Here is a 23,665-nt window from a genome sequence, read left to right on the forward strand (position 1 = left end):
CCAAGGAGATGATATGGTCAGTGTAGACGAATACGGCGAATTCGAAACGGCTTGGTGTCCCGGTTGCGGAAATTTTCAGATTCTCAAAGCACTCAAACAGGCACTTGCTGGACTTGGCCTCAAGCCGCATCAAGTCCTTGTCTGTTCCGGTATTGGTCAGGCTGCAAAAACTCCTCATTATTTGAAATGTAACGCGTTTAACGGGTTGCATGGCAGGAGCCTGCCACCGGCAACGGGAGCCAAATTGGCGAACAAGAATCTTGCTGTAGTTGTCACGAGCGGTGATGGATGCAACTACGGCGAAGGCGGCAATCATTTTTTGGCCGCTGTCCGACGCAATATCAATATTACTTTGTTGGCTCATGATAACCAGATCTATGGTTTGACCAAAGGCCAAGCCAGCCCGACAACGCTCAAAGGGCAGAAAACCAAAGCGCAACCGTTCGGTGCGCCTTCGGATGCATTCAATCCCGTTGCCGTCGCCGTTGCAATGCACGCCGGTTTTGTCGCTCGCGGTTTTTCCGGCAATGTTGATCACCTCGCAGACTTGATTCAACAAGGTATTCAACATGAGGGGTTCTCGTTAATCGACATTTCGCAACCGTGTGTGTCGTTTAACAAGGTGAATACGTTTGGCTGGTACAAAGAACGCTGTAAACCATTGCCCGAGGACTATGACCCCACTGATTGGGGGACGGCTATGAATACGGCAATGCAGTTTGGAGAGACCATACCGCAAGGGGTTATTTATAAGAACGATCGCCCAGCGTTTGGAAGCAATATTCCTGCGATGCAAGGCGAACCCTTGGCACGACGGAATCCCGACCTCTCCGTTCTGGCAGAGATTCTGGAAGAATACGCCTGATTCTATTGCACAGAACTGCTGCCCTTGTGACATGGCAGGCAGCGGAAATGACACGGTTTCCTGCTATGCCAAGTCCTGATTGAGACCTTTTAAACTACATCGCGGACCTGACCGGAACGTTGCGACCGGTACAAGGCACAATGATAAGGAGCGCAACGCCATGCAAAAAATGGCATTATTTGCTTTTCGAGGAGAGATGGGCTGCTTTATTCATGTCATGCTGAACGCCATAGACATGAAAGAGAAGGGCTTTGAAGTTGTTGTTGTTCTTGAAGGGGAGTCGGTCAAGCTTGTCGGAGAATTGGCCAAAGACACCAACCCCATGCATAAGCTCTTCGAGAAAACCAAATCACTCGGTATTTTTGCTGGAGCCTGTAAAGCCTGTTCGCATAATTTCGGAGTGTTGGATGTCGTAAAAAAAGAAGGCTTCACTATTTTGGAGGAGATGAACGGTCATCCCAGTATCGCTCGATTTATCGAAAGCGGGTATACAATTTTAACGTTCTGAACAGTATCCACAAAGCAGGTGCCCGGAATTCGGTTGCCTGCTTTGTGGTTTGTTGTGTATTAATCGTATTTGACAGAGCTGAATTTCATCAGTTTATTCCAAGAGTGATGTGCTTCTATACGGCGTAATGTGCCCGTTTTTCCACGCATGACCAAAGAGTACGTGTTGGCCCCCGTCCCTGAATACACAACGCCGGGAAGAAAGGTTCCGCCGGATATTCCGGTAGCCGCAAAAAACGTATCTTCACTTTTCACGAGGTTGGTTACGCTCAGCACTTCGTTTAAATCGATGCCGTAATCCAGACAGGCTTGTCGCTCTGTTTCGGATTGTGGATCGAGTTTTGTCAGCATCTGTCCACCTAAGGCTCGAATTGCGCAAGCAGAGAGAACTCCTTCGGGCGTTCCCCCCGTTCCCATCATGACATCAATTTCTCCACGAGGATCGACAGCCATCAATGAGCCGGCAACGTCGCCGTCCGTATGGAGTTGAATCCGAGCGCCTGCTTTACGAATATCATCAACAAGCTCTTTGTGTCGCGGTTTATCCAGGACAAAGACAACAAGGTCATCGACATCTTTGCCCAAAGCTTTGGCAATGCTTTTCAGGTTGACTTCAACGGGAGCATCCAAATCAACCACTTGCGCTGCTCCAGCCGGTACGACCAGTTTTTTCATATAATAACTGGGGCCGGGATCGAACATAGTCCCTTCCGGAGCAATGCCGACAACGGAAATCGCGTTGGGCCGGCCATAGGCAAGCAACCGGGTGCCTTCGACGGGGTCGACGGCAACATCAACACCAGGTCCACGACCAGAACCAACTTTTTCCCCGTTATACAGCATGGGGGCTTCATCCTTTTCCCCTTCGCCGATAACAATTGTTCCCGTGATATTAAGCGATTGAAAACACAGCCGCATCGCATCGACGGCGGCCTGATCGCCCGAATTTTTGTCGCCGCGTCCAAGCCAACGTGCTGATGACAGAGCCGCGGCTTCTGTAACGCGTACAAGATCCAAAGCAAGATTTCTATCTGGAGCTTCCATGGCCTCTCCTCATTGATTGAATTGTCGCCTTGTATCCGAAAAGCCTTCGGGAATCAAAATATGGTGAGAAAGACGTGGGGAAGGGTTTTCCCTCTTCCCCTCCCCCCACACCCCCTCTCTATCTCCCTTCTTTCCCAAGCCTTTTTGACGGGAAAACAAGTCTTTTCTTCAAAGAAAGTGAGTCTATACAGAAATATGCAGGCAAAAACGTCGGAGTGACGACAAGACAGATCGTCCTGAATGCGGACTGCTTCCAAGGGGGGATTGTGGAAGAGAAAGGGAGCAACGTTTTTGAAGGAGTTGCTCCCTTTTTTCTTGACGCTGAAGTCGTTGTTATACTTCGTTATGCAAAGTGCGAACGAATTGCTGATGCGAGCTTTTCTGCAGTAAAACCGAAACGATCGGCAAGTTGATTTGCCGGAGCCGAGGCTCCATAGTGATTGATACCGTGGACGAATCCTTTGTGACCAACGAACTTGTACCACAGACCGGAGCAGCCAGCCTCGACGGCGACACGTTTATCGAGATCAGGCAGAATGACGCTGTCTATGTACTCTTGCGACTGTTCTCCGAAAAGTTCGAAGCTGGGAACATTGACAATACGGATTTTGTACTCGGTGAGAAGCTGAGCCGCTTCCAGTGCCAGGGATGCTTCAGACCCCGAAGCAAAGAGAATCATGTCCGGCTCTCCATCTTTGGGATCCTGCAAGACATACCCACCTTTTTTGACGCCTTCGGCCATGTTCGGGTAGACGGCTGGATCAAGAACCGGCAGGCCTTGGCGCGTCAGCAAGAGACAGCTCGGACGGGTCTTCTGGCGCAGAGCAATTTCAACACATGCTGCGGCTTCCGTGGCATCGGCCGGTCGTAAGACGAGCAGGTTGGGGATAAGCCGCAGAGAAGACGCATGCTCGATGGGCTGGTGCGTGGGACCATCTTCGCCAACGTAGAACGAATCATGGGTGAAGACATGGAGGACAGGCAATTCTTGCAAAGCCGACATACGGATGGCGTTGCGTTCATAATCCGAAAACATGAGGAACGTAGCACCGAACGGGATGAGTCCGCCATGTAATGCGATGCCGTTCAAAATTGCCGCCATAGGAAATTCGCGGACACCAAAATTCAGGCTGCGACCAAGCGGGGTTTTGCCGCTGAAATGTCCGGTGGTATCGCGAAACTTTTGCGTTTGGTTTGAAGGATCGAGGTCGGCCGATCCACCAACGAGAAGAGGCAATGCCTCAATGAGGGATTCTAAAGACGCTCCCCAGGCTTTTCTCGTCGCAATCTTTTGACCGATTTCGAACGTCGGCCAGTTGAATACGCGGTCGGCCGGATCGAGCTGGACATTTTTCCAGGTCGTCGCGAATGCGTCATCAGCGCATTTGGCTTCAAGATTTTTTGTCCAAACTTCTCTTTCAGCACTGAGTGCGTCAAAATGCGAACGGAACGCATCAACAATATCGTCGGGCAGATCGAAAGATTTTTCAGGATCGAGTCCGAGTTTCTTTTTCGTTGCGGCGATTTCTTCAGGAGGCAGAGGGGAGCCATGAGTAGAGTGATTGCCTTCAAGCGTGCTGCAACCTTTCGCCATGGTTGTGTGACCGATGATGAGCGTAGGCTTGTCGTCCGATGTCTTGGCTTGCATGAGTGCAGCATCGACGGCAGCAGCATCGTTGCCCTCGACATCGATAACGTTCCAGCACAATCCTTCGTAAATGGCTTTGTAATCCGCGCAATCACAATCGGCAGTCGGACCGGCAAGCTGAATTTTGTTGCTGTCGTAGAAGACGATCAGTTTGTTGAGCCCCCAGAGGCCGGCTAAAGCGGCAGCGCCATAACTCACCGGCTCCTGGATATCGCCGTCTGAACATAACGCATAGGTGTAATGCGAGACGACATCATCACCCAAACGAGCACGTAACATGGCTTCGGCAACAGCCATACCCACGGCATTACCGATTCCTTGACCCAACGGTCCTGTGGTGGCTTCAACACCGGGAGTCATGTGATTTTCAGGGTGGCCGGGAGTGCGGCTATCAAGCTGACGAAACTGTTCGAGGTCTTCAATGCCGATGAAGCCAGTCAACGTCAGCATGGTGTAGAGCAGCGCAGATTCATGACCACAGGAAAGGATAAAACGGTCACGGTTGAACCAGGTTGAATCCTTGGGGTCGAAACGCAGGTGTTTTTTGAACAGCGTATAGGCAAAGTCTGTGGACGACATGGCACCGCCGGGGTGGCCCGAGTTGGCCTTGCGGACCGTGTCCATAATGAGACCTTTAATCGTGTTGATAGTACGCTGATCCATTTCAGGAGTGTGCGTCATTGCTCATCCTTTGTGTTGGTCGGGTTGGAGAGACATGGCGAACGTCGTCAGCGTACGTTCGCAGTCGATAAAAAAGTCATGCATCGTTGAGAAATAATGGAAGACAGACAGGGGATAATGCTGTCCGTCGGTGTTCGCACCGAAACACACGCAACGCAGAATGCAGAACCGCATGGAGTATCAGATCGAGTGAGCGGAGAATGGAAAATGCATTTTGCATAGGCGGTTTCATGTGCGGGAGGCTCAACACATTGGGCCTACGCAAAATGATCAAATAAATCGATGCGCCGGGCGTGTCGTCCGCCTTCAAATTCCGATTCAAAGAACGTGTCGACAATGGACAGAGCATGATCGACACCGGTAATGCGTTCTCCCATGCACAAAATATTTGCATTATTATGTCGTCTCGACATGCGTGCGTGGAATTCGCTGGTGCAGAGTGCCGCGCGGATATTTTTGAATCGGTTGGCAGCCATGGACATACCGATGCCAGATCCACAAATAAGAATCCCTAAACCGGCATTATCTATGACTTCCCGGCAAACTTTCTCAGCATAAACAGGATAGTCCGTGCTGCATGTATCGACGGGACCGAGGTCGACAACGGTTGCACCTTTATTTTGCAGATGTTCGATGACGGTTGCTTTGAGGTTAAAACCTCCGTGATCGGAACCGATATAGACAGTCAGAGACATAGGTATCTCCTGGTTTCAGTTTGCGTCGTTTTGCCTCAGGTTCCATTGCCGAGCTCGAGCGGCGAGCATATCGCGTCGTTTACTCTCCCAGAGGAGTTCGAGACGTGCGATTTCCTCTTTAAGGAACGAAACCGTTTCGAACGCAGCGGCGACGCTTCGTTCAGGGTTGTCTTCGGCGTGTTCAAGGTCACGGTCCAAGGTATTGCTGAAGCTGTGCTCGCCAAGGGCCTGGTACTCAAGACGAAGCCGTTTTTTGAGTTGGCGAATTTCATATGCGTGTATGGACTGAGAAATGCGCCAAGCGACTTCGGCGGCAACGACCTTGAAACCGAAAAAAGCATTGTCGAGCATTCCGCGTGGCGGAGATATGGGACACAAGTCGGGTTTTCTCGGTGACATGCTGTAATAAGGGTATCAGGTTGTAGAAAGTGCCCCGATTGGATGCTGCTCAGGGCATCTGACAGCCAATCACATCACAGGCAGTTCGAGGCCGGTGTCGGGCATGGGCTCCTGGAATTGTGCGAAGGACTTGACGCGCAAAACGATCTTGGCTTTATCGCTGGTTTCAACAACGATTTTTTCATAAGCCGGGCCGGGGATATCCGAAGACCATGGCGTCAGTTCGGCATTCCACGCCGATGCTCCGTGACCCGTGAGATGAACTGCTTTGCCTGTGAAGTCAAGGGTAATAGAAGAGAAAGGGCTCGTATCCGGCAAGGTATAGCGAATCCCTTGCTTGGTTTGCGTGGCATCGGATGCGGTGCTGGGAAGGAATTCATCGAATTGTCCCAAAAGGATAGCGGCGAGCTGGCGAAGCGAGAAGGGAAGGTCCATGCCGAGTGCTGCAGCGGCCTGGGTTGCATCGGGAAACGTACGAACTTCATTTTTTTCGGGGAGAGCGACGGTGACACCAAGGTCGTCTTCACGCCATAATGCAATGACAGTACCGACACTCGCTTTAAGGTCAAGACGAAGTGGACGATTGGTATTGCCAAAAAAATCGACAAGAAGACGATGACCGCTTCCCTGTTTTGCGTAATGAATGACAGCACTCATGGAAAACGCACGGACTTTTTTTTGTCCTGTTGTATCGAGAAATGTTTGCCACAGAGTATTCGCCGAAACGTCCAGAGGGGGGGGCGAGGTGCCAGGTGGCGATATTATTGAGCAACCTGTAATCCCGAGAAGGCCGAGGAGGAGGAGAAAGACGAACCCTCGTGCAACGGTTCGGTGTTGCTGTATTCGCGAAAGGTGTTTCATAACGATTTGAGTTTTTGACGAAGTGTTTCTTCGTCATTCGGTCCCATTTCCAAAGACTTTGTGTAGCCTTTGCGCGCTTCATCCGTGTTCCCAAGCGCTTTGGCTATATCGCCGTAATGTTCCCATATAATGGGATCTTGAACCGTTTGCGTGACAGCGCGTTGAATCTCGGTAAACGCTTTTTTCACGTCACCTTTCCGGTAATAGGCCCACGCGAGGGAGTCGATGAAATACGCGCTATCCGGATTGCTTTGCAACGCACGTTGAATGAGTTCAAGGGCTCGATCCAGGTCTTGTCCTCTATCTGCCAGTGTATAGCCAACAAAGTTGAGGGCTTCGGCATGATTGGGATCAAGGGCGATGATTTTCTCCATAACGTCCAGAGCTTGGTCGTTTTTTCCGGCACGTTCAAGGATGACGCCGTAACGATAGAGAATTTCAGTATCGCTTGCTCCTTGTTCGGCTGCTTGAGCCATAATGTCAGCCGCTTCATCAAGGCGTCCAAGCTTGTCCAGCGCGGCAGCCTGAAGAACAAGAAAATCAAGGTTTTTCGGTGCAATAGTAGAGCCCTGACGTGCTAATTCGAGGGCTTTTTCGTTGAGGTCGGACTCCAGTGCAATCTGGGCTCCGAAATCCAGGCTCTTGGTGTATTGTGGGTGCGATGAAGGAATTTGCTGTAAATAACTCAAAGCTTGGCGAGGGTCTTTGTCTCGTTCATACGCAAGTATGGCGCGATAGAAAACGACATCTGTCGCAAAGCGATCATCATCTGCCATTAACGTGAGAAGATCATCGGCTTTCTGGGGGTATCCTTCTTCAAGAAACGCCGTGATGGATTCAAGCAGAAACGAACGATCTTTGGGGGCATTATCAATGAGTTCCAACGCACGGTCGGGATTATTCATTTTGAGATTGAGCCGAACGAGCCGCAACCAGACTTCCGGGCCTTCCTCTCCTAAGTCCATAATGCGTTTATACGCTTCTTCGGCTGCAGCATAATCTCCGTCGAGTTCGTACAAGTAGGCCAATTCCGCCCATGCAGCGAGCATATTGGGGTCTTTGTCGAGCGCTTTCTTGAGATAATCGACGGCTTCTTCTTGCCGCCCGAGTCCCGCATTGCTTCGCGAAAGATAATAGAGGATGGCCGGGTTGCGTTCCTTCGTCGGGACTTCTTCTAAAATAGTTAAGGCATCTTCATATTTTTGCGCTTCGATTAAAATGGCGGCCATTTCCCGCCGAGCGATCCAATCGTGTGGCTTCTGATCAAGGTAGGATTTGAGGACCGCGCTGGCTTCTTCGTAATCTTTTTGGAGCAAATACGCATTGGCCAGATAAAAATGGAGATTTTTATTGTTGGGAAATGCTTTCAATCCAAGACGCAATGTCTCGATACTTTTATCCTGTTCGGACAAGCTCCAATAAAGGTTGGCGAGCTCGAGGTACATCTGCGATGTCGGTGCAATGGCGAGAAGTTTTTCGAGAACATCTCTTGCTTGTTCTTTGTCTCCAGCCTGCTGAAAATCCTGATAGAGAAGAAAATAGTAGTCGGCTGTCGCGCTTTTTGACAGTCCCTCTGCTGAAAAAATCTTGGAGAGGGATGTCGTTGGCGTACAGGCGCCGATAATAAGTCCCAGACAAATGACGCAAAAGCAGAATGCAACCGTATGTGAGCGGCGTTGGTGCATAGGAGTATGCCTGGTGACAAGGTTGCGAAAGGGCATAATAAAAAAGGGCATCCGTATCATGTGACTCTAGTCGGACTGAAGCGTCGCGACGTGCTTTTTGAGTTCTTGGGCGATGTGTATTCCAAAGCGTAACACATCTGCACCGAACTGTCTTGCTGTAGGTGTTAAAAAGGCGTCAATATTTGACATATTGAGTTCGATACTTTTATCGAGCGCAGCGAGGACTTCATCCTGAGGAACAAAGCTCGTGCCATAGAGTTCCCAAAGAGAAGTCGAAAAGGGGTCATACCCCCAACGGAGCATGTCGGCATCATGCAGAGCATTGCGGACAAGCATGGATTCTGGAGCCTCGGAATAACTCTCGATGTCGGCTTCATTGAAAGCGATGGCATCGAAAATAATGGCACGATCGTTCTCATCAAGGAATTTTTCGCGCAGCAGGATCAAAGCAAGATCGCTGCATTTATCGGTTTGAAGTTTGTCTTGACGACACACGTTGTGGAGAAGACCGGCAACCTGGGCCAAAAAGGCGAGATGTCGAACCGTACTGGGGGGGAACTTGTCGGTGCCTTCCTTCAACACAAGGGCTGAGGCATCGATTGCAACTTTTTTCGAGTGCTCCACTCCATGTCCAGGATCTTCGTATAAGAAGGGAAGAACATCGTCCTGGAGGTCGAGCAGGAGTGGATGATCGAAAAAAAATTCGCGAGAGTAGGCAATTTCTCCAGCAAGTGTACGGTGAAGTTCGGCGGGCGCATTGGCAGTCAATTCTTTGGTTATGCCTAAAAGCGCCACAAGCTGATCATGCGTCATGTTTGATCCAGTCATCAGAAAAATCTTCGATATTTTCAGTGAAATATTCTCGCAGCTTCTGGAGAAGTCTGGCCTCAATCTGTCGTACACGCTCTCGTGTTATGCCATATTCATCCCCGATTTCACGTAATGTCAGGGGTGAATCCGAAAGAATGCGCTTTTGAAGAATATCGCACTCTTTTTCATTGAGGCTTGGCATCATTTTGCGGACGTGCTGCTCCAGGAGGTCGGAGATCTCGTCCTTGGCGAGGAGTTCTTCAATCCCGGGAGTCAACGCGGGAAGGAAGTCGAGTCGGGTCGTGCCCGAGTCTTCGCCTAGGGAAACATCTAAAGAGAGATCATTTCCGCTTAACCGCTGATCCATCTCGACAATATCAGCTTCGCTGACATTGAGACTTTGAGAGAGATTGGATGCGGTGGGGTCAAAGCCTTGGACCTGAAGCCTTTGACGCTCTTTGTTCAAATTGTAGAACAGTTTGCGTTGTGCTTGTGTGGTCCCGATTTTGACGAGCCTCCAATTATCCATGATGTACTTCAGGATGTAGGCCTTGATCCAATACGCGGCGTAATATGAGAATTTGATCCCTTTGTCTGGATCAAATTTTTGGACCGCTCGCATGAGACCAACGTTGCCTTCCTGAATAAGGTCAAGGACGTTTTGCATCCAACGGCGCTGAAAGTCCATGGCGATTTTGACCACGAGCCGTAAATGAGATGAGATAAGTCGAAAAGCGGCATCTTGGTCGTTGAAGTCGTGAACACGACGGGACAGTTCGAACTCCTCTTCGGGTTCGAGCATGGGAAATCGTCCGATTTCTTTCAAATACAATTGCAGGCCGTCTTGTGTAGCCGGCTTGTTCCCACCGCGAGGGGCGGGGAGGGAGAAGTCATCGTCGTCGGGTTTGGACGTGGTCGTCTCGGAATCATCTTCGAGATCAAGAAGTTCGACTTCGTCAACCACGGCGGCGTCGTCGTGTGATTTTGTCATGGTGGTGTATCCGAAAATCCTTAACTCCCCGAAGCAAATAGAATGATTCGGGGGCAGTATTTGGCTTGAAGAAAAACAAGCCCATCTTTTTCTATTTCCACTATAGAGGCTTTACCTGTCCATTTCAACGCTTTTCACTCCATGTACAAGGAGGACGTTTTGCGGAGAACGAAACGAAATTGACGAATTTACCGAAAAAACCCATTTATCGTCGTTAACAACGCAGGAAAGAGGGAACAACGCAGAGTGTGGGCTTGCTTTTTTCGGCAAGGTATGAAAGCGCTAAGCCTTTTCAACGAGATGCCTCCCCTATGTTTGCCCGACTCTGGGCGCATCTGGCAGAACTCAAACGCACTCATACTCGAACACACCTCAAGAGGAGAGTATTTTGAATACATTCCGTTCGCTTTTGCAGTCTGATACCATTCTTGTTTTTGATGGAGCCATGGGAACACTCTTGCAAAAACGAGGCCTTCCTCCTGGAAGTTCCCCTGAGGCTTTTGGTCTGGCTCGGCCAGATATCATTGAAGACATCCATCGACAATATATTGACGCTGGTTCCATGGTCGTTACGGCTAATACGTTTGGCGGGACACGATTCAAGCTGCCCGCGGATATCGACCCGACCGCTTTGAACCGAGCTATGGCCGAAACGGCAAAAAAAGCCGTTGCCGGTCGGGCTCTCGTTGCGGGCAGTATCGGGCCAACTGGTCATTTCGTCAAACCGCTTGGTGATGTGACAATGCGCGAGCTGGTTGCCGCGTTCAAAGAGCAAATAACGGGCCTTGTTCAGGGTGGGGCGGATTTGCTTGTTGCGGAAACCCATTTTGATTTGGCGGAACTCAAGGCTGTTATCTTGGCCGCCCGAGAAGTATGTGATCTTCCCATCGTCACCTGCATGACCTTCGAAGAAGGGGCGAGCCTGACCGGAACGCCTCCTCGAACCTATCTTGACACTATGCAGAATCTCGGGGTGGACATGATTGGCATCAACTGTGGCATGGGGCCACAGGGAATGATGCCGCTTGTCCGGGAATGGCTTGAGGCCATTGAAATTCCGTTCTTTGTCAAACCTAATGCGGGTATTCCCAAGCTTGTTGATGGTCAGACCGTTTTCGATCTTGGACCCGAAGAGTTTGCCGAACAAACCGAAGCATTCGTCGATCTCGGCGCCAAGGCGTTGTCCGGATGTTGCGGGACGTCGCCTGAACATATTGGTGCATTGGCCAAACGCCTGGCTAAAAGAAACTGGACACCGCCGACTGCCGACACTCCCGTCTGGTTATCCGCGACGTCACGATTTGCCTCCGCGCATTTGGGTTTTGGATGCAAAAGTGTTCTCATCGGTGAACGCATAAATCCTACCGGTAAGAAGGTGTTGACGGAAGAGTTACAGCAAGGGCGGTTTACCGAAGCACTTCGGCTTGCCAAAGAGCAGGTTGAGCTTGGAGCCGGAATACTCGATGTCAATGCCGGTGCGGCCATGGCCGATGAAGTTTCTCTTCTGCCGGGGTTGTCACTCGAACTGATGAGCCGCTTCCATACTCCATTGTGTTTCGACTCCAATAATAAGGATGCCATTATCGAAGCATTGTGGACGTATCCGGCTTCGGCACTGGTCAATTCGATCAGTGGTGAACCCGGTCGCATGGAAACACTTGGACCGGTCTGTAAACAACACGGTGCGCCGTTTGTCTTGCTACCGCTCATTGGGAGAAAATTACCGGAATCGACCAAAGAGCGACTTGATATTATTGAAAAGTTGCTTGTCCAGGCCGAGGCTTTGGGTATTCCAAAACGGTTGATTCTTGTAGACGCTCTTGCGTTGACGGTGTCGTCTAAACCCGATGCGGCGGTGAGTTGTTTGGAAACGATCCGTCATTGTCGTGAAGTTTGGAAGTTACCGACTGTTCTCGGGCTGTCGAATATTTCGTTTGGATTGCCGGCACGCGAACTCATCAACGCCGAATTTTTGACGATGTGTATGGCTGCGGGCTTGTCTGCCTGTATTGCCAACCCGAGTTCGGAGACATTGCGTCGATCCGCTGCAGTTTCGGAAGTACTGCTTGGTCGAGATCGGCAGGCAGAATCCTTTATAGCCAACTACGCAGATTGGACGCCTACCTCAGGATCCGGTGCTTCGGGAACGGGATCAGCCAAAGGCACTGCTTCTTCGGCGAAAAAAGCCGATACAATCAAGCAGGCCGTTATCAAAGGTGACAAAGACGCCATTGTCCCTCTTGTCCAAGCCGCTTTGGAAAATGGTGTTTCGGCAAAATCCTTGCTGAATGAGGAACTTATCCCCGGAATTATGGATGTTGGCGAAAAGTATGAACGAAAGGAATACTTTTTGCCTCAGCTGCTGCTGTCGGCGGAAGTCATGCGTTCCGGGTTCCATATCGTGAAACCACTGCTTGGAGAAGATGGTGATGTCGAGAAAAAGGCGACGGTCATCATGGCAACGGTCGAAGGCGATATTCATGATATTGGGAAAAATATTGTTTGTCTCATGCTCGGCAACCACGGTTTCGATGTCATTGATTTAGGAAAAGATGTGTCGGCTGAAAGCATTGTGGATGCTGCACAGCAGCATGGTGCACGACTGATCGGGCTGTCTGCGCTCATGACGACAACCATGGTCCGCATGAAAGATACGATAGACCTGCTTCGTCAACGTGGCCTTGATACCAAGGTAATGATCGGCGGAGCCGTTATTACTGCAGCATTTTGTGAGGCTATTGAAGCGGACGGTTTTGCCACTGATGCTGTTTCCGCCGTCAAGACCGCCGAACGTTTGACGCAGTTGCAATAAATTCTGACGCATACTCTCGCATTGACGCGAGAGGGCGTTTGACTGCAAACGGAAAAAAATCATGGCGGCCTGGAAAGCCTTTGGCTACAACAAGAGCCGTCCCGTTTGTACTGAGGAGCATGCCATGAAGAAATATTGTGTTTGCGTGATGTTTACGGTCATGCTTGCGCTTGCCGGCCTTGTTGCTCCGTTGCAAGCTCGTGCAGCTGATACTCTTGGCTTGGAAGAACTGATTGATTTGATCAGCGATGCACGAGGTAAAGTTGTGCTTGTCAATTTCTGGGCGTCGTGGTGCGGACCGTGCCGATTCGAGATCCCGGAAATTATAAAGTTACGGAGCCGATATTCGGAAAGTGAACTGCTTATTGTTGGTGTTTCCATTGACGAAAGCAGACCGATGTACGAAGCATTTTTGCAAAGAACACCGTTCAATTATCCGGTATATCTGGCCGGACCGGGAACCGCCGGTGCATTTGGGGTGAATGTTGTCCCCAAAATGTTAGTTTACAACAAACAAGGTGAACAGATCGTCAGCCACAACGGTTTTATGGGGGCAGAAGATCTGGAAGACGTGGTGGAAAAAAATATCAATGGATAACATCATTCCCAGTGTCTATTTGCGAAAAGCCAGAGTGCAGGATGTACGACAAATTCATGCCTTGCTGATGCATTGTGCCGGTAAACAGCAGCTGCTTCCGAGGTCGTTTAATAGTCTCTATAGCCATGTCCGCGATTTTTATGTGGTGGCATCACGCGAGGGAAGTACTGTTTATGGATGTTGTGCGTTGTCCATCTCGTGGGAAGATCTCGCCGAAATTCGGTCCTTGGCTGTTTCGGAAGAGTGCCAACGCAGAGGCCTCGGCTCCAAACTGGTTGAGGCTTGTCTGAGTGAAGCTGTCACGTTGGGTATTTACCGCGTTTTTACCTTGACGTATGAAGCGGCTTTTTTTGCGCGTCATGGATTTGTCGAAACGGCAAAAGAAGCTATGCCACAAAAGGTTTGGGCCGATTGCATCAACTGTCCGAAATTTCCGGAATGTGATGAAACGGCTATGATAATGGATATGTAGCCAAGTAAAGGACGAAGAGAGTGGGAGAGCATACCAGGCAGGTTATGTACAGCCGTGAAGAGATTGCTGCTCGTGTGGCCGAGTTGGGCCGCGAGATTTCAGAGTATTATAAGGATAAGCAGTGCGTCATGGTTGGCGTCCTCAATGGCGTCATTGTCTTTTACGCCGATTTGCTTCGCAGCATGTCTTTTTGTCCGGAAGTCGATTTTGTGCGTGTCAAGAGCTATGGAGCCAAAGATACACCCGATGAAATCGTCACCTTTACCAAGGATGTCGAAGTCGATATACAAGGCAAAGATTTGCTTTTGGTTGAAGACATCGTCGATTCCGGGCAAACAATCGATTTTTTAAGACGGATTTTTCTCGAACGCGGCCCTCGTAGCGTCAAAATTTGCGCATTGCTTGACAAAACTGGCCGGCGACGAGTCGATGTGCCTGTTGATTTTTATGGGTTTCGGCTCGAAGACGGGTTCGTCATTGGCTATGGGCTGGACTTTGCTGAAGATTACAGGCATTTGAAGGACATCGAAGAGATCGTGAAATTCTAAAGTCCGGCATTGATACAGTTCGCGCACACAATGCGCGATGTTTTCACAGTTTTTGGGGGCGTGATCGGTTGCGCCCGGCTGTGATCGACACCACGACTTCCAACGGCGAGAATGACCATGATCGTGACCTGCCCGAACTGCAATACGAAATACAATCTGCCCGATGGGAAGATTGGTCCGAAGGGGTTACCTGTACGGTGCGCCCGCTGTAAACATGTTTTTCATGTTGATCAGCATGGGCAGACCTCTTCTCCCGAGGCCTCAGCGCCTCAAGAGCCGTCTAAACCGGCTGCTTCATCGACGCCAAAAGCACCTAAAAAGCCAGCTCCGCCACCTCCTCCACCGCCTGTGGAAGACGATGAGCCGGAAGAGGACGAAACCGATCTCTTTGCAGGCTTGGATGATGAACCGGAAGAAGAATCGCAGGCTCCTTCTCCTGAAGACAATGAAGCCGATGACCTCTTCGGTCCAAGTGATGATGAGGAAGAAGAGCCCCAGGCTCCTTCTTTTGAAGATAGTGAAACTGATGACCTCTTCGGTCCAAGTGACGATGAGGAAGACGACGTCATTGATGAGGATGAAAAAGCCGCTCCTGCCAAGGGAGGCTTCAGCCTTGAGGATGATGATACCGGTTTCGATCTTGATGCGAAGAAGAAAGACAAAAAAGAAAGCAGTGGCGGAGGGATTAAAAAACTTCTGCTCCTGGGTGGCATTTTGTTGCTTATTCTGGCTTTGACAGCCGGAGCGTTGTTCTATCTTGGGCTTATTCCTGGACTTGTCGGTGAAGAAATGACGCAGGAAGAGTCGGTGATGGAAGAACAAGCACAGACGGACGTCGGCTCCGAAGCGCCGGCTCCAAAAGCAACAGCCCAAGCGAGTGAATCGCTTGATGTATCCAAAATTGTACTGCAGAACGTGCGCCAGTACTATGTGAAGAATGAAAAGATCGGTCAGCTTTTTGTTATCGAAGGCAATGCCAAGAATCAGTTTCAGGCGTCGAAAGAACTTATTGAACTTGAGGCGAACCTGTTTGACGGCAATGGAGCCAGTGTTGCGTCGAAAAAAGTGATGGGTGGGAACACCGTTTCGCTCTTCCAGCTTCAAGTCATGACGAAAGAAGAGCTGGAGAATGCGCTCAACTCGCAAGTTGGGGTGCTCACTAACAACACCGACGTCAAGCCGGAACAAGAAGTACCCTTTATGATCGTATTCTTCGACATCCCCGAGAACGTCCAAGAATATCAAGTGAAAGTCATCAGCGCCAAGAATCCGGCGTCGTAATAATACTGAGGGATGGAGAAGGGGAAGGGGGTTTTCCCGTCTTCTCTTCTCCATCCCCCAGCCCCTTCCCTCTCCTTTTCATCTCTGTCTCGAAGCCTCTTTTATGGCTTGGGATGGGATTTCTTTGCTACAATATTATGATGGTGATTTTCCGTGTATTTTGGAATCTTGCCATCATATTTTTTTGAAATGTGAACAATCTCCCGGTAGTATGGCGATATGAAAAAGAAGACCGTGTATTATTGCAGTGAATGTGGAGCGCGTTCACCCATTTGGAAGGGGCAATGTCCAGGATGCCAACAGTGGAATACCTTGGAGGAACGCCAGGAAACGCCTGTTCGTGCAGGGAGGACGCTTCCTCCTGGTTTGTCTTCTTCAAAGCCCGTTTCGCTCGTTGATCATCCCGATGCCGATCATGTTGCGTATTCAACAAGCATCGACGAACTCGACGCTGTGCTTGGTGGGGGGCTTGTCCCTGGTGGAGCCGTCTTGCTCGGCGGAGAACCAGGGATAGGTAAATCAACAATCTTGTTGCAGCTCTGCGCGAAAGTGAGCCGAGAAGGGCGTCGTGCTGTCTATGTGTCCGGAGAAGAATCGCTGTCACAAATTAAAGGGAGAGCTCGCCGGCTTGATATTTTGGAAGACGGTATTCAGGCACTGGCAACCAATGATGCTGAAGCCGCCGTCAATATCATTGAAAACGAATCCCCCGACCTCATCATTATCGATTCGGTGCAAACAATGGCATCACGCGATGTTGATGGACATGCAGGAAGTGTGTCGCAGGTTCGTACAGTCTCCCAAATGCTTATCGAGCGGACAAAAGCTTCCGGGACGACGCTGATTCTTGTCGGCCATGTCACCAAAGACGGTCAAATCGCCGGGCCCAAACTCGTTGAGCACATGGTGGATACGGTGTTGTATCTTGAAGGTGATCGGCGTCATCTCTTCCGCATTCTCCGTGTACTCAAGAATCGTTTCGGACCGAGCGATGAATTGTTGGTCATGGAGATGGGGGGGACCGGCTTGACACCGGTGCCCGATCCCTCAACCTATTTTTTGGAGGATCGAGACGACTCCCTCTCCGGATCGGCTGTGGTCATGACCCTGGAAGGCCGGCGACCGTTTGCCGTAGAAGTTCAGGCTCTGGCCAGCAAAACCTATCTCGCCATTCCTCGCCGAACAGCGCTTGGATTCGACCAAAATCGACTCCATCTTCTCCTCGCCGTCATTGAAAAACGTCTCGGCGTCAATCTTGGACAAAGTGACATCTATACTAAAATTGGCGGCGGCCTCAAAATGAACGATCCCGGTCTCGACCTTGGCATTGTGGCGGCTGTTCTTTCCTCGTTTTTTGATCGTCCTCTCCCACAAGGCGCGCTTTTCTGGGGAGAAATCGACCTCAACGGCCGTATACGACCCGTCGAAGGTGGAGAAATCCGCGTGAAACAAGCCAAACGCCTTGGCTACAAGCCATTGTTTCATCCTGGTATGGGAAAGAAAAATGTGGCAACGCTGACAGATTTATACGGAATGTTGTTTGAGTAGAAGAAAACTCTCATCGCTTACAGAAATTTTATGTGTACGTCTTTCACGGAGTGTTTGTAGAATATCCATCTGTTGCATATCGTTTGAGATCTTTTTTCAGATGAACGGATATCGTGCGTCAGGCGGTCAATAGTATCTGCGTGAATTGTACAAGAGCTGTTTCGTTGAAATTGAGAAGATTGACCACGCTCTACGTTGAATGGAAGGAGAGTTTGTTTTTTATTGACGTTTCGCCTTCATCATACAGGCGGTTGTCATCGCGTGTTTTGAAAATTGTACGCAAACCTCCCTCAAAATGTCATGCCTGCTGTCATAGTTTGACATCGAGAGCTGTTGAGTCGTCAACAGACCTTTGGAGCACCAATAATCCATATTTCGCTCAAGGATTTTAAAGCTCTCGAAGGTGCGAAAGCGATGTTGAAGTTCGCTTTCGTAAAAACTCTGGAACGAAGTTCTTGATACGGCTTTATTCTTGGCAAACTCTGATGCAAAGGAGGGACGTGGTGAATACCACTGAATATCTACCGAGTCGGGTCGTTGCGCTGTTTAACTGTTCACTGGACGTGGAAAAACAGACGCTTTCGTGGGGGAAAATGCTGGACCTCCCGGATATGACCGGAGTCGTGACGGATTACGACGGAGACAGTGGCTTTGATGTGACCTGTGATTTTCATGTGAAATCGAATTCAGCGCATACAGGGTACTATATTCAATCTGGAAAGGAGAAGTGGGAAATATACAAAAGCCCCGCGTATCCCGCGTATTGGTATATCCCGTATACGGATGGACAATCGCCCATCGACGAAGGGGCAATTCGTGAGTTGGACGGATGCACTACGCTTTATCGAAACACCATGATTGACGCCGCGTATGCGTCAGAAGGACGTCCTCGCCGAGCTTCCCGTCACGTCTAATACACTTGAATACGAGCGCGTTTCGTAAAAATACTCGATATAAACGTTGAATTTTTTGAGTATTTTTCTGGCCTCTCACCCCGTAAAATAATGTTGAAGAGGGGTTGGCTCTGCACTCACTTTCGAAAAGAACGTTTCAGAAAGTGAGTGCAGGGGGCAGAGGCAAATTACATTACATCCCAAACCGTTCCTTCCGGCGTGTCTTTAACTTCGACATGCATGGCGGCAAGCTCATCGCGGATGGCGTCGGATGCGGCAAAGTCTTTGGCTTTCCGGGCGTCTTGGCGTTTTTGAATCAGCGCTTCGACCGCTGCCGGGTCAATGTTGTGGCGTTTCGCCCGGCTGGATTTGAGATTTTCCAAAAATTCGGCCGGCGGAGTGTCGAAGACCGCGAAGACATCGGCAAGACCACGGATTGTGTCGCGGATTTCCAGCGTGAGATCTTTGGCTTGTCCACTTTTCTTGAGTGCTTTGTCATCAAGAATACGCCCGGCCAAGCGGACAAGGCTGAAAATGTGACCCAATGCTGCTGCCGTGTTGAGATCGTCTTCAAGCGACTCGGTGATCGCGGCTTTGTGCGTCTCGTACTCTTGGCGCATGTCGTCGGGAAGCGGGGTACCGGACCATTTGGTACGCTTGGAGGCTTCGTCAATGGCGGCCAGTGTTTGATAAATACGTTTGATGCCTTTCTCCGCTTCAGACAAGGCCGCGTCGGAATAGTCCAGTGGGCTGCGGTAATGCGTTGTCAGCAGGAAAAAGCGTAATACTTCGGGAAGGTACAGCTTGAAGATGTCACGAATTGTGATGAAGTTGCCCAGCGATTTGGACATCTTTTCGGAGTTGATCTGTACAAACCCATTGTGCACCCAAAAGCGGGCAAACTCTTTGCCGGTGGCGGCTTCGGATTGAGCCAGTTCGTTTTCATGGTGCGGAAAGAGCAAATCCTGACCACCACCATGAATGTCAAACGGAATACCGAGAAGTTTTTCACTCATGGCCGAGCATTCCAGGTGCCATCCCGGACGACCGGGGCCCCAGGGGCTTTCCCACGTGGGTTCACCCGGTTTAGCGCCTTTCCATAATGCGAAATCGAGCGGGTCTTCTTTTTCTTCGCCAGGTGCGATGCGCGCCCCGGAACGCATTTCTTCGATATTGCGGCCCGAGAGTTTTCCATACCCATCAAAAGAACGAACACGGAAATATACATCGCCGGACGGGGTCGCGTAGGCATGACCTCTTTCGATAAGGGTCGCAGCCAGGTCGATCATTTCCTGGACAAATTCCGTAGCCTTGGGCTCATGGTCGGCACGTTGAATACGCAACGCGTCCATATCATCGTAAAAGGCTTGAATATAGGTATCGGCAATGTCGCGCTCGGTGGTATTTTCACGAGCGGCACGTTTAATGATCTTGTCGTCGATGTCGGTGAAATTGCGAACAAAGGTGACCGTGTTTCCGATTTTTCGCAGATACCGCACCAAGGTATCGAAAACCACGGATGAACGTGCATGACCAATATGGCAGTAGTCATAGGCCGTGATGCCGCAGGCATACAACCCGACGCGCCCCGGAACAAGTGGGGTGAAGGCTTCTTTCTTTTTGGTCATGGAATTGAAAAGCTGCATATTTCCTCCGAATGGATCGTGTCGGGATAATCAAAAGGGGAAAAGGCGTTACGCCAGAACCGTGACAAGGGCAACGGCCTTGATGCCTTTTTTTTCACCGGTAAAACCAAGGCCTTCTTCTGTCGTTGCTTTGACATTGACACAGCCCGGCCCGATTTCAAGGAGCCGGGCCACATTTTTTTGAATATTGGCTCTGTGCGGGCCAACTTTAGGTATTTGACAGATAATAGTGAGATCCACATGGTGAATCGTCATTTTGCGGGTGTTGATGCTTTCCATAATCTCGGAAATGAACACCGCGCTTTCCATGTTATCATAAGCCGGGTCGGAGTCGGGAAAATGATGACCGATATCGCCTTGAACCAGACATCCAAGAAGAGCATCGGCCAAAGCGTGTAAGAGGACGTCCCCGTCCGAGTGTGCCAGAACGGCGGGGGCTCCGGGAATGGGCACGGTTCCAAGTTTCATCGGTCGAGGCGGGGTGCGTGAAACAGCATCGGGGTCGGCATATCGGTGGACATCATAGCCATATCCGACACGAGGCAAGCGGAGTTCCATAGGATCGTCCTTCGGGCGAAGCAATTCCAAATCTTCGGGGGTGGTGATTTTGATGTTTCTTTCATCACCGGGAACAATCACGGCTTTCAGGCCAAGATGTTCGATGAGCGATGCATCGTCTGTCACGTCGAAATCATCTTGTTTGACCTTCGCAAAGGCCTTGAGCAGCGAGGGGCGGCGTACGGCTTGTGGGGTTTGTACGGCAGCAAGATGCGATCGCTGCAGGGTTGTTTCAATGACGTCGTCGTGGACAACCTTGACGGTATCTTTGACGGGAATCGCCGGAACAGCGGCGTGTGCCCCGTTTTCAATAGCCGTGAGAAGATCGGTGACAATACGTGGACTGAAAAACGGACGGGCCGCGTCATGAACCAGCAGCACATCTGCATCTTTCGGTGACGTGTTCATCCCGTTTTCGACAGAGTCCTGGCGACGTACGCCACCGGCTGTCACAAGATACGGTAACCCGAGATCTTCTTTGGCAAACAGATCGTTCACGGTTTGTTGTGCGCTATTGAATTCTTCGGGAGGAAAAACGAATACGAGACCAGACAAAGCCGGACACATGGCGAAGGTTCGGGCCGAGCGCCAAAAAAGGGGCGCATTTTCATATTCGATAAACTGTTTTCGAACGGCGAGACCGGCTTCTTTGAGGCGTGAGCCTTGCCCGGCTGCCAGGATAATGCCCCAAACGGACATGTCGGGCTCCTTGCAAGCGAATTGTCGTCGAATCAAAAGGGGAAACGAATGTAGACGTTTGCATTCCAGGACGCAAGGTTTTGCATCCTGGCATAAATGAATTTTTCCATAATAAATGGGGAGTCGGCCGATAAGCCGGGTCTTGTTCCCCGTATAAACGGGGTGATCGTCATTCCTCTAGGATCGAAATTACTCTCGACCTCAAGCAACCAACCCGGGAACAGAGTCGGGCCGACCCATGTGTTCCCCTATTCGGTCTTGCTCCAGACGGGGCTTACCTGGCCGACCGTGTCACCACGGCCGCCGGTGGGCTCTTACCCCACCGTTTCACCCTTACCTGCCGAGATGTTCGGCGGGCGGTCTGCTTTCTGTTGCGCTTTCCTGGGATCACTCCCACTGGGCGTTACCCAGCGCCTTGCCCTACGGAGCCCGGACTTTCCTCCCCGAGCCATACGGCTCGCGGCGACGATCTGTCCAACTCCCCAGCAGACACAATAAGTCTTTCTTCGTCAATCGTCAAAGCACGTTGAGAAGGTGCGTTATGATAGGGCTACACGGGGAAGGTGTTTTAATGTGCGAATAACATGCTGATATTTTTTATTATTTGTTGTGAGGTGAAAGATGTGATACATTTTTGCCTGCGCAAGGAGTTTGTTTTTTTATGTGAAGGAGCAAGTATAATGTCGATGCAATCGGAACGTCCATCGGATGATATCCAATGGAATTTGCGGATTATTCTTCCGCTGATGGCCGTGGTTTTTATTGCGTTTCTCGTTATTGGCATGGCCATTCCGGTTGTCCCACTCTATGTTTCGCGCAAGCTGGGATATGGTCCGGTGATGGTCGGTGTTGCCGTGAGTTGTGAATTTGTGGCCGCACTGTTTTCACGTTTCTGGGCTGGGCGGTATGCCGACACGCGAGGGACAAAACGAACAGTCATTATTGGCCTGGTTACTGGGTTTGGTTCCGGGGTATTTTATTTGTTGTCACTGTGGCTATTTCGTCTGCCGATGGTTGCGGCGATGATGCTTTTGTTGGGACGAATATTACTTGGTGGAGCGGAAAGCTTTATCATCACCGGGGCGCTGACGTGGGGACTGAGTATTGTCGGGCCGTTGCATGCCGGTAAAGTCATTTCCTGGATTGGTACCGCAATATGGGCGGCATTTGCCGTGGGAGCACCGGTTGGAATGGCGTTGTATGATCCGTTTGGATTTTTCGCCGTCGCATTGGGAACCGCGGTGTTACCGCTCGCGACATTATGTGTCGTCATCCCGCTGAAACAAAGAACTGTGCATAGAACATCAACGGTCCATTCCTCCATTTCGCAAATTCTCCGTGCTGTTTGGCTTCCCGGGACTGGACTGGGACTGACTGCGGTCGGGTTCGGTTCCATCACAACCTTTGGGGCATTGTTATTTGCCGATCGTGGCTGGGAAGCGACGTGGCTTGTATTCACATCGTTAAGTGCCGCCTTTATTCTCGGACGGGTTGTGTTCGGCCATATACCGGATAGGATTGGGGGGGCGCGTTCGGCGTTAATCAGCGTGTTTGTAGAAGCAGCGGGTTTGTTCTTGATATGGCTCGCCTCAGGACCGCTCTTGGTCTTTATCGGGGCTGCGGTAACTGGTTTGGGATACGCCCTTGTGTATCCAGGCTTCGGACTGGAAGCGATGCACATGACCCCTTCAGAAGACCATGGTCTCGCCATGGGAGCCTATACTGCATTTCTCGACCTGGCTCTTGGCATTACCGGTCCCTCTCTTGGTCTTGTGGCAAGTTGGGTCGGCCTGGAATTTATTTTTCTTGTCGCCGGGATAAGCGTCCTCGCTGCCGCGTGGATTGCACTCGTCCTGATGCGGAATGGAAGAAGGGCGCCGGGTGCAGCTGGCTAAACCTCCAGAGATTTTCTGAAGTTCACTCACTTTCTGTTCTTTAATATCTTGCGAATAAGACATTAAGGTTTGGTGCTAAAACCAAACCGTTGCTCATCTCTTGAGTGAAGTTTTGAAAGGGGCTCAATAAGAAAAAATAAAAATAAAGTCGGTGAGTTAAAACTCTATACAGGACTGCTGGGCACTTTAAATTGAAGGCCTGGACCTATGTGACCTTGAGCGGTGTTTTTTCGTGGCAACGAATCTTGTGGTCTGTCGCAGTGGAGCCTGTTTTTATGATAATTTTCTTGTAACACGTAGTCTCAAATCTAAAAGAGGAGTATAAATGCTATAGCACAGTCATGTTGTTATTTATTGATACAGTCGACGAGATAATTCGTGATATAATTCGTATAATACATATACCTCGTTGTTTTTGATTTTTATAATTGAAATCGGAGTTTTATGTTTGATTGTTGAATATGGAATTGCATTTATTGGCAAGGATAATTCATATTTCACTTTCTGGAGTTGTTGTGTTATAATCCAT

General features: G+C 50.2%; 20 protein-coding genes and 1 other RNA gene. 10 read left to right on the forward strand and 11 right to left on the reverse strand.

Features of this window, described 5'->3' with window-relative positions:
• Positions 1-13 precede the first annotated feature (13 nt).
• Both G451_RS0124205 and G451_RS0124210 read left to right on the forward strand, forming a co-directional pair.
• Positions 14-865 carry a thiamine pyrophosphate-dependent enzyme gene (locus G451_RS0124205; protein ID WP_027186257.1) on the forward strand — a complete coding sequence of 284 codons (852 nt, stop codon included), beginning with the start codon at positions 14-16 and terminating at the stop codon, positions 863-865.
• A 160-nt stretch (positions 866-1,025) separates the two neighbouring features.
• Complete coding sequence (locus tag G451_RS0124210) at positions 1,026-1,373, forward strand: DsrE family protein (protein WP_027186258.1); 348 nt, start codon at positions 1,026-1,028, stop codon at positions 1,371-1,373.
• Positions 1,374-1,432: 59 nt separating this feature from the next.
• Here the strand turns inward: G451_RS0124210 and glpX are convergent, their stop codons facing one another.
• The 8 genes from glpX to G451_RS0124255 form a co-directional block, all read right to left on the reverse strand.
• On the reverse strand, positions 1,433-2,416 hold the full coding sequence (gene glpX / locus G451_RS0124215) for a class II fructose-bisphosphatase (RefSeq protein ID WP_027186259.1): 984 nt from the start codon (positions 2,414-2,416) through the stop codon (positions 1,433-1,435).
• Positions 2,417-2,759: 343 nt separating this feature from the next.
• Positions 2,760-4,745, reverse strand: a complete 1,986-nt coding sequence (gene tkt, locus G451_RS0124220; RefSeq protein ID WP_027186260.1) for a transketolase — start codon at positions 4,743-4,745, stop codon at positions 2,760-2,762.
• A gap of 257 nt (positions 4,746-5,002) precedes the next feature.
• Positions 5,003-5,440 carry a ribose 5-phosphate isomerase B gene (rpiB, locus tag G451_RS0124230; RefSeq protein ID WP_027186261.1) on the reverse strand — a complete coding sequence of 146 codons (438 nt, stop codon included), beginning with the start codon at positions 5,438-5,440 and terminating at the stop codon, positions 5,003-5,005.
• Between the two features lie 15 nt (positions 5,441-5,455).
• Positions 5,456-5,839 (reverse strand): hypothetical protein, encoded by a 384-nt coding sequence (locus G451_RS0124235; protein WP_156921803.1) that lies wholly within the window; start codon positions 5,837-5,839, stop codon positions 5,456-5,458.
• A 69-nt stretch (positions 5,840-5,908) separates the two neighbouring features.
• Positions 5,909-6,496, reverse strand: coding sequence for a hypothetical protein (locus G451_RS33315; RefSeq protein WP_156921804.1), 588 nt, complete (start codon positions 6,494-6,496; stop codon positions 5,909-5,911).
• A 200-nt stretch (positions 6,497-6,696) separates the two neighbouring features.
• Positions 6,697-8,385, reverse strand: coding sequence for a tetratricopeptide repeat protein (locus G451_RS31500; RefSeq protein WP_051261858.1), 1,689 nt, complete (start codon positions 8,383-8,385; stop codon positions 6,697-6,699).
• Between the two features lie 66 nt (positions 8,386-8,451).
• On the reverse strand, positions 8,452-9,198 hold the full coding sequence (locus tag G451_RS33320) for an HD domain-containing protein (RefSeq protein ID WP_051261859.1): 747 nt from the start codon (positions 9,196-9,198) through the stop codon (positions 8,452-8,454).
• Positions 9,188-10,186 carry a sigma-70 family RNA polymerase sigma factor gene (locus G451_RS0124255; RefSeq protein ID WP_027186264.1) on the reverse strand — a complete coding sequence of 333 codons (999 nt, stop codon included), beginning with the start codon at positions 10,184-10,186 and terminating at the stop codon, positions 9,188-9,190. The genes G451_RS33320 and G451_RS0124255 overlap by 11 nt, the downstream gene beginning before the upstream one ends.
• A 388-nt stretch (positions 10,187-10,574) precedes the next feature.
• Here G451_RS0124255 and G451_RS0124260 point away from each other — a divergent pair, with 388 nt between their 5' ends.
• From G451_RS0124260 to G451_RS0124295, 7 genes are all read left to right on the forward strand, one after another.
• Positions 10,575-12,998 (forward strand): homocysteine S-methyltransferase family protein, encoded by a 2,424-nt coding sequence (locus tag G451_RS0124260; protein WP_156921805.1) that lies wholly within the window; start codon positions 10,575-10,577, stop codon positions 12,996-12,998.
• 124 nt (positions 12,999-13,122) lie between these two features.
• Positions 13,123-13,596 carry a TlpA family protein disulfide reductase gene (locus tag G451_RS0124265; RefSeq protein ID WP_027186266.1) on the forward strand — a complete coding sequence of 158 codons (474 nt, stop codon included), beginning with the start codon at positions 13,123-13,125 and terminating at the stop codon, positions 13,594-13,596.
• Positions 13,589-14,068 (forward strand): N-acetyltransferase, encoded by a 480-nt coding sequence (locus tag G451_RS0124270; protein WP_027186267.1) that lies wholly within the window; start codon positions 13,589-13,591, stop codon positions 14,066-14,068. Before G451_RS0124265 ends, G451_RS0124270 begins: the two co-directional genes overlap by 8 nt.
• Positions 14,069-14,088: 20 nt before the next feature.
• Positions 14,089-14,616: a hypoxanthine phosphoribosyltransferase gene (hpt, locus tag G451_RS0124275; protein ID WP_027186268.1), complete on the forward strand. Its 528-nt coding sequence runs from the start codon at positions 14,089-14,091 to the stop codon at positions 14,614-14,616.
• 117 nt (positions 14,617-14,733) lie between these two features.
• A complete protein-coding gene (locus tag G451_RS0124285; RefSeq protein ID WP_027186269.1) occupies positions 14,734-15,897 on the forward strand; it encodes a DUF3426 domain-containing protein in 1,164 nt (387 codons plus the stop codon).
• A 219-nt stretch (positions 15,898-16,116) separates the two neighbouring features.
• Positions 16,117-17,445 carry a DNA repair protein RadA gene (radA, locus tag G451_RS0124290; RefSeq protein WP_027186270.1) on the forward strand — a complete coding sequence of 443 codons (1,329 nt, stop codon included), beginning with the start codon at positions 16,117-16,119 and terminating at the stop codon, positions 17,443-17,445.
• 503 nt (positions 17,446-17,948) lie between these two features.
• Complete coding sequence (locus G451_RS0124295) at positions 17,949-18,359, forward strand: hypothetical protein (RefSeq protein WP_027186271.1); 411 nt, start codon at positions 17,949-17,951, stop codon at positions 18,357-18,359.
• Positions 18,360-18,526: 167 nt separating this feature from the next.
• Here G451_RS0124295 and cysS read toward each other — a convergent pair whose 3' ends face one another.
• The 3 genes from cysS to rnpB all read right to left on the reverse strand — a co-directional run bounded on the left by cysS (position 18,527) and on the right by rnpB (position 21,723).
• Positions 18,527-19,984 (reverse strand): cysteine--tRNA ligase, encoded by a 1,458-nt coding sequence (gene cysS, locus G451_RS0124300; RefSeq protein WP_027186272.1) that lies wholly within the window; start codon positions 19,982-19,984, stop codon positions 18,527-18,529.
• Positions 19,985-20,032: 48 nt separating this feature from the next.
• Positions 20,033-21,241 (reverse strand): 2-C-methyl-D-erythritol 4-phosphate cytidylyltransferase, encoded by a 1,209-nt coding sequence (ispD, locus tag G451_RS0124305; RefSeq protein ID WP_027186273.1) that lies wholly within the window; start codon positions 21,239-21,241, stop codon positions 20,033-20,035.
• Positions 21,242-21,356: 115 nt separating this feature from the next.
• An RNA gene (gene rnpB, locus G451_RS33340) (RNase P RNA component class A) lies at positions 21,357-21,723 on the reverse strand.
• Between the two features lie 198 nt (positions 21,724-21,921).
• Between rnpB and G451_RS0124310 the strand changes: the two genes are divergently transcribed.
• Positions 21,922-23,136, forward strand: a complete 1,215-nt coding sequence (locus G451_RS0124310; RefSeq protein WP_051261861.1) for an arabinose transporter — start codon at positions 21,922-21,924, stop codon at positions 23,134-23,136.
• Positions 23,137-23,665 lie beyond the last annotated feature (529 nt).

Origin of the sequence: Desulfovibrio inopinatus DSM 10711, assembly GCF_000429305.1 — a bacterium.
GTDB classification, from domain to species: Bacteria; Desulfobacterota; Desulfovibrionia; order Desulfovibrionales; family Desulfovibrionaceae; genus Alteridesulfovibrio; species Alteridesulfovibrio inopinatus.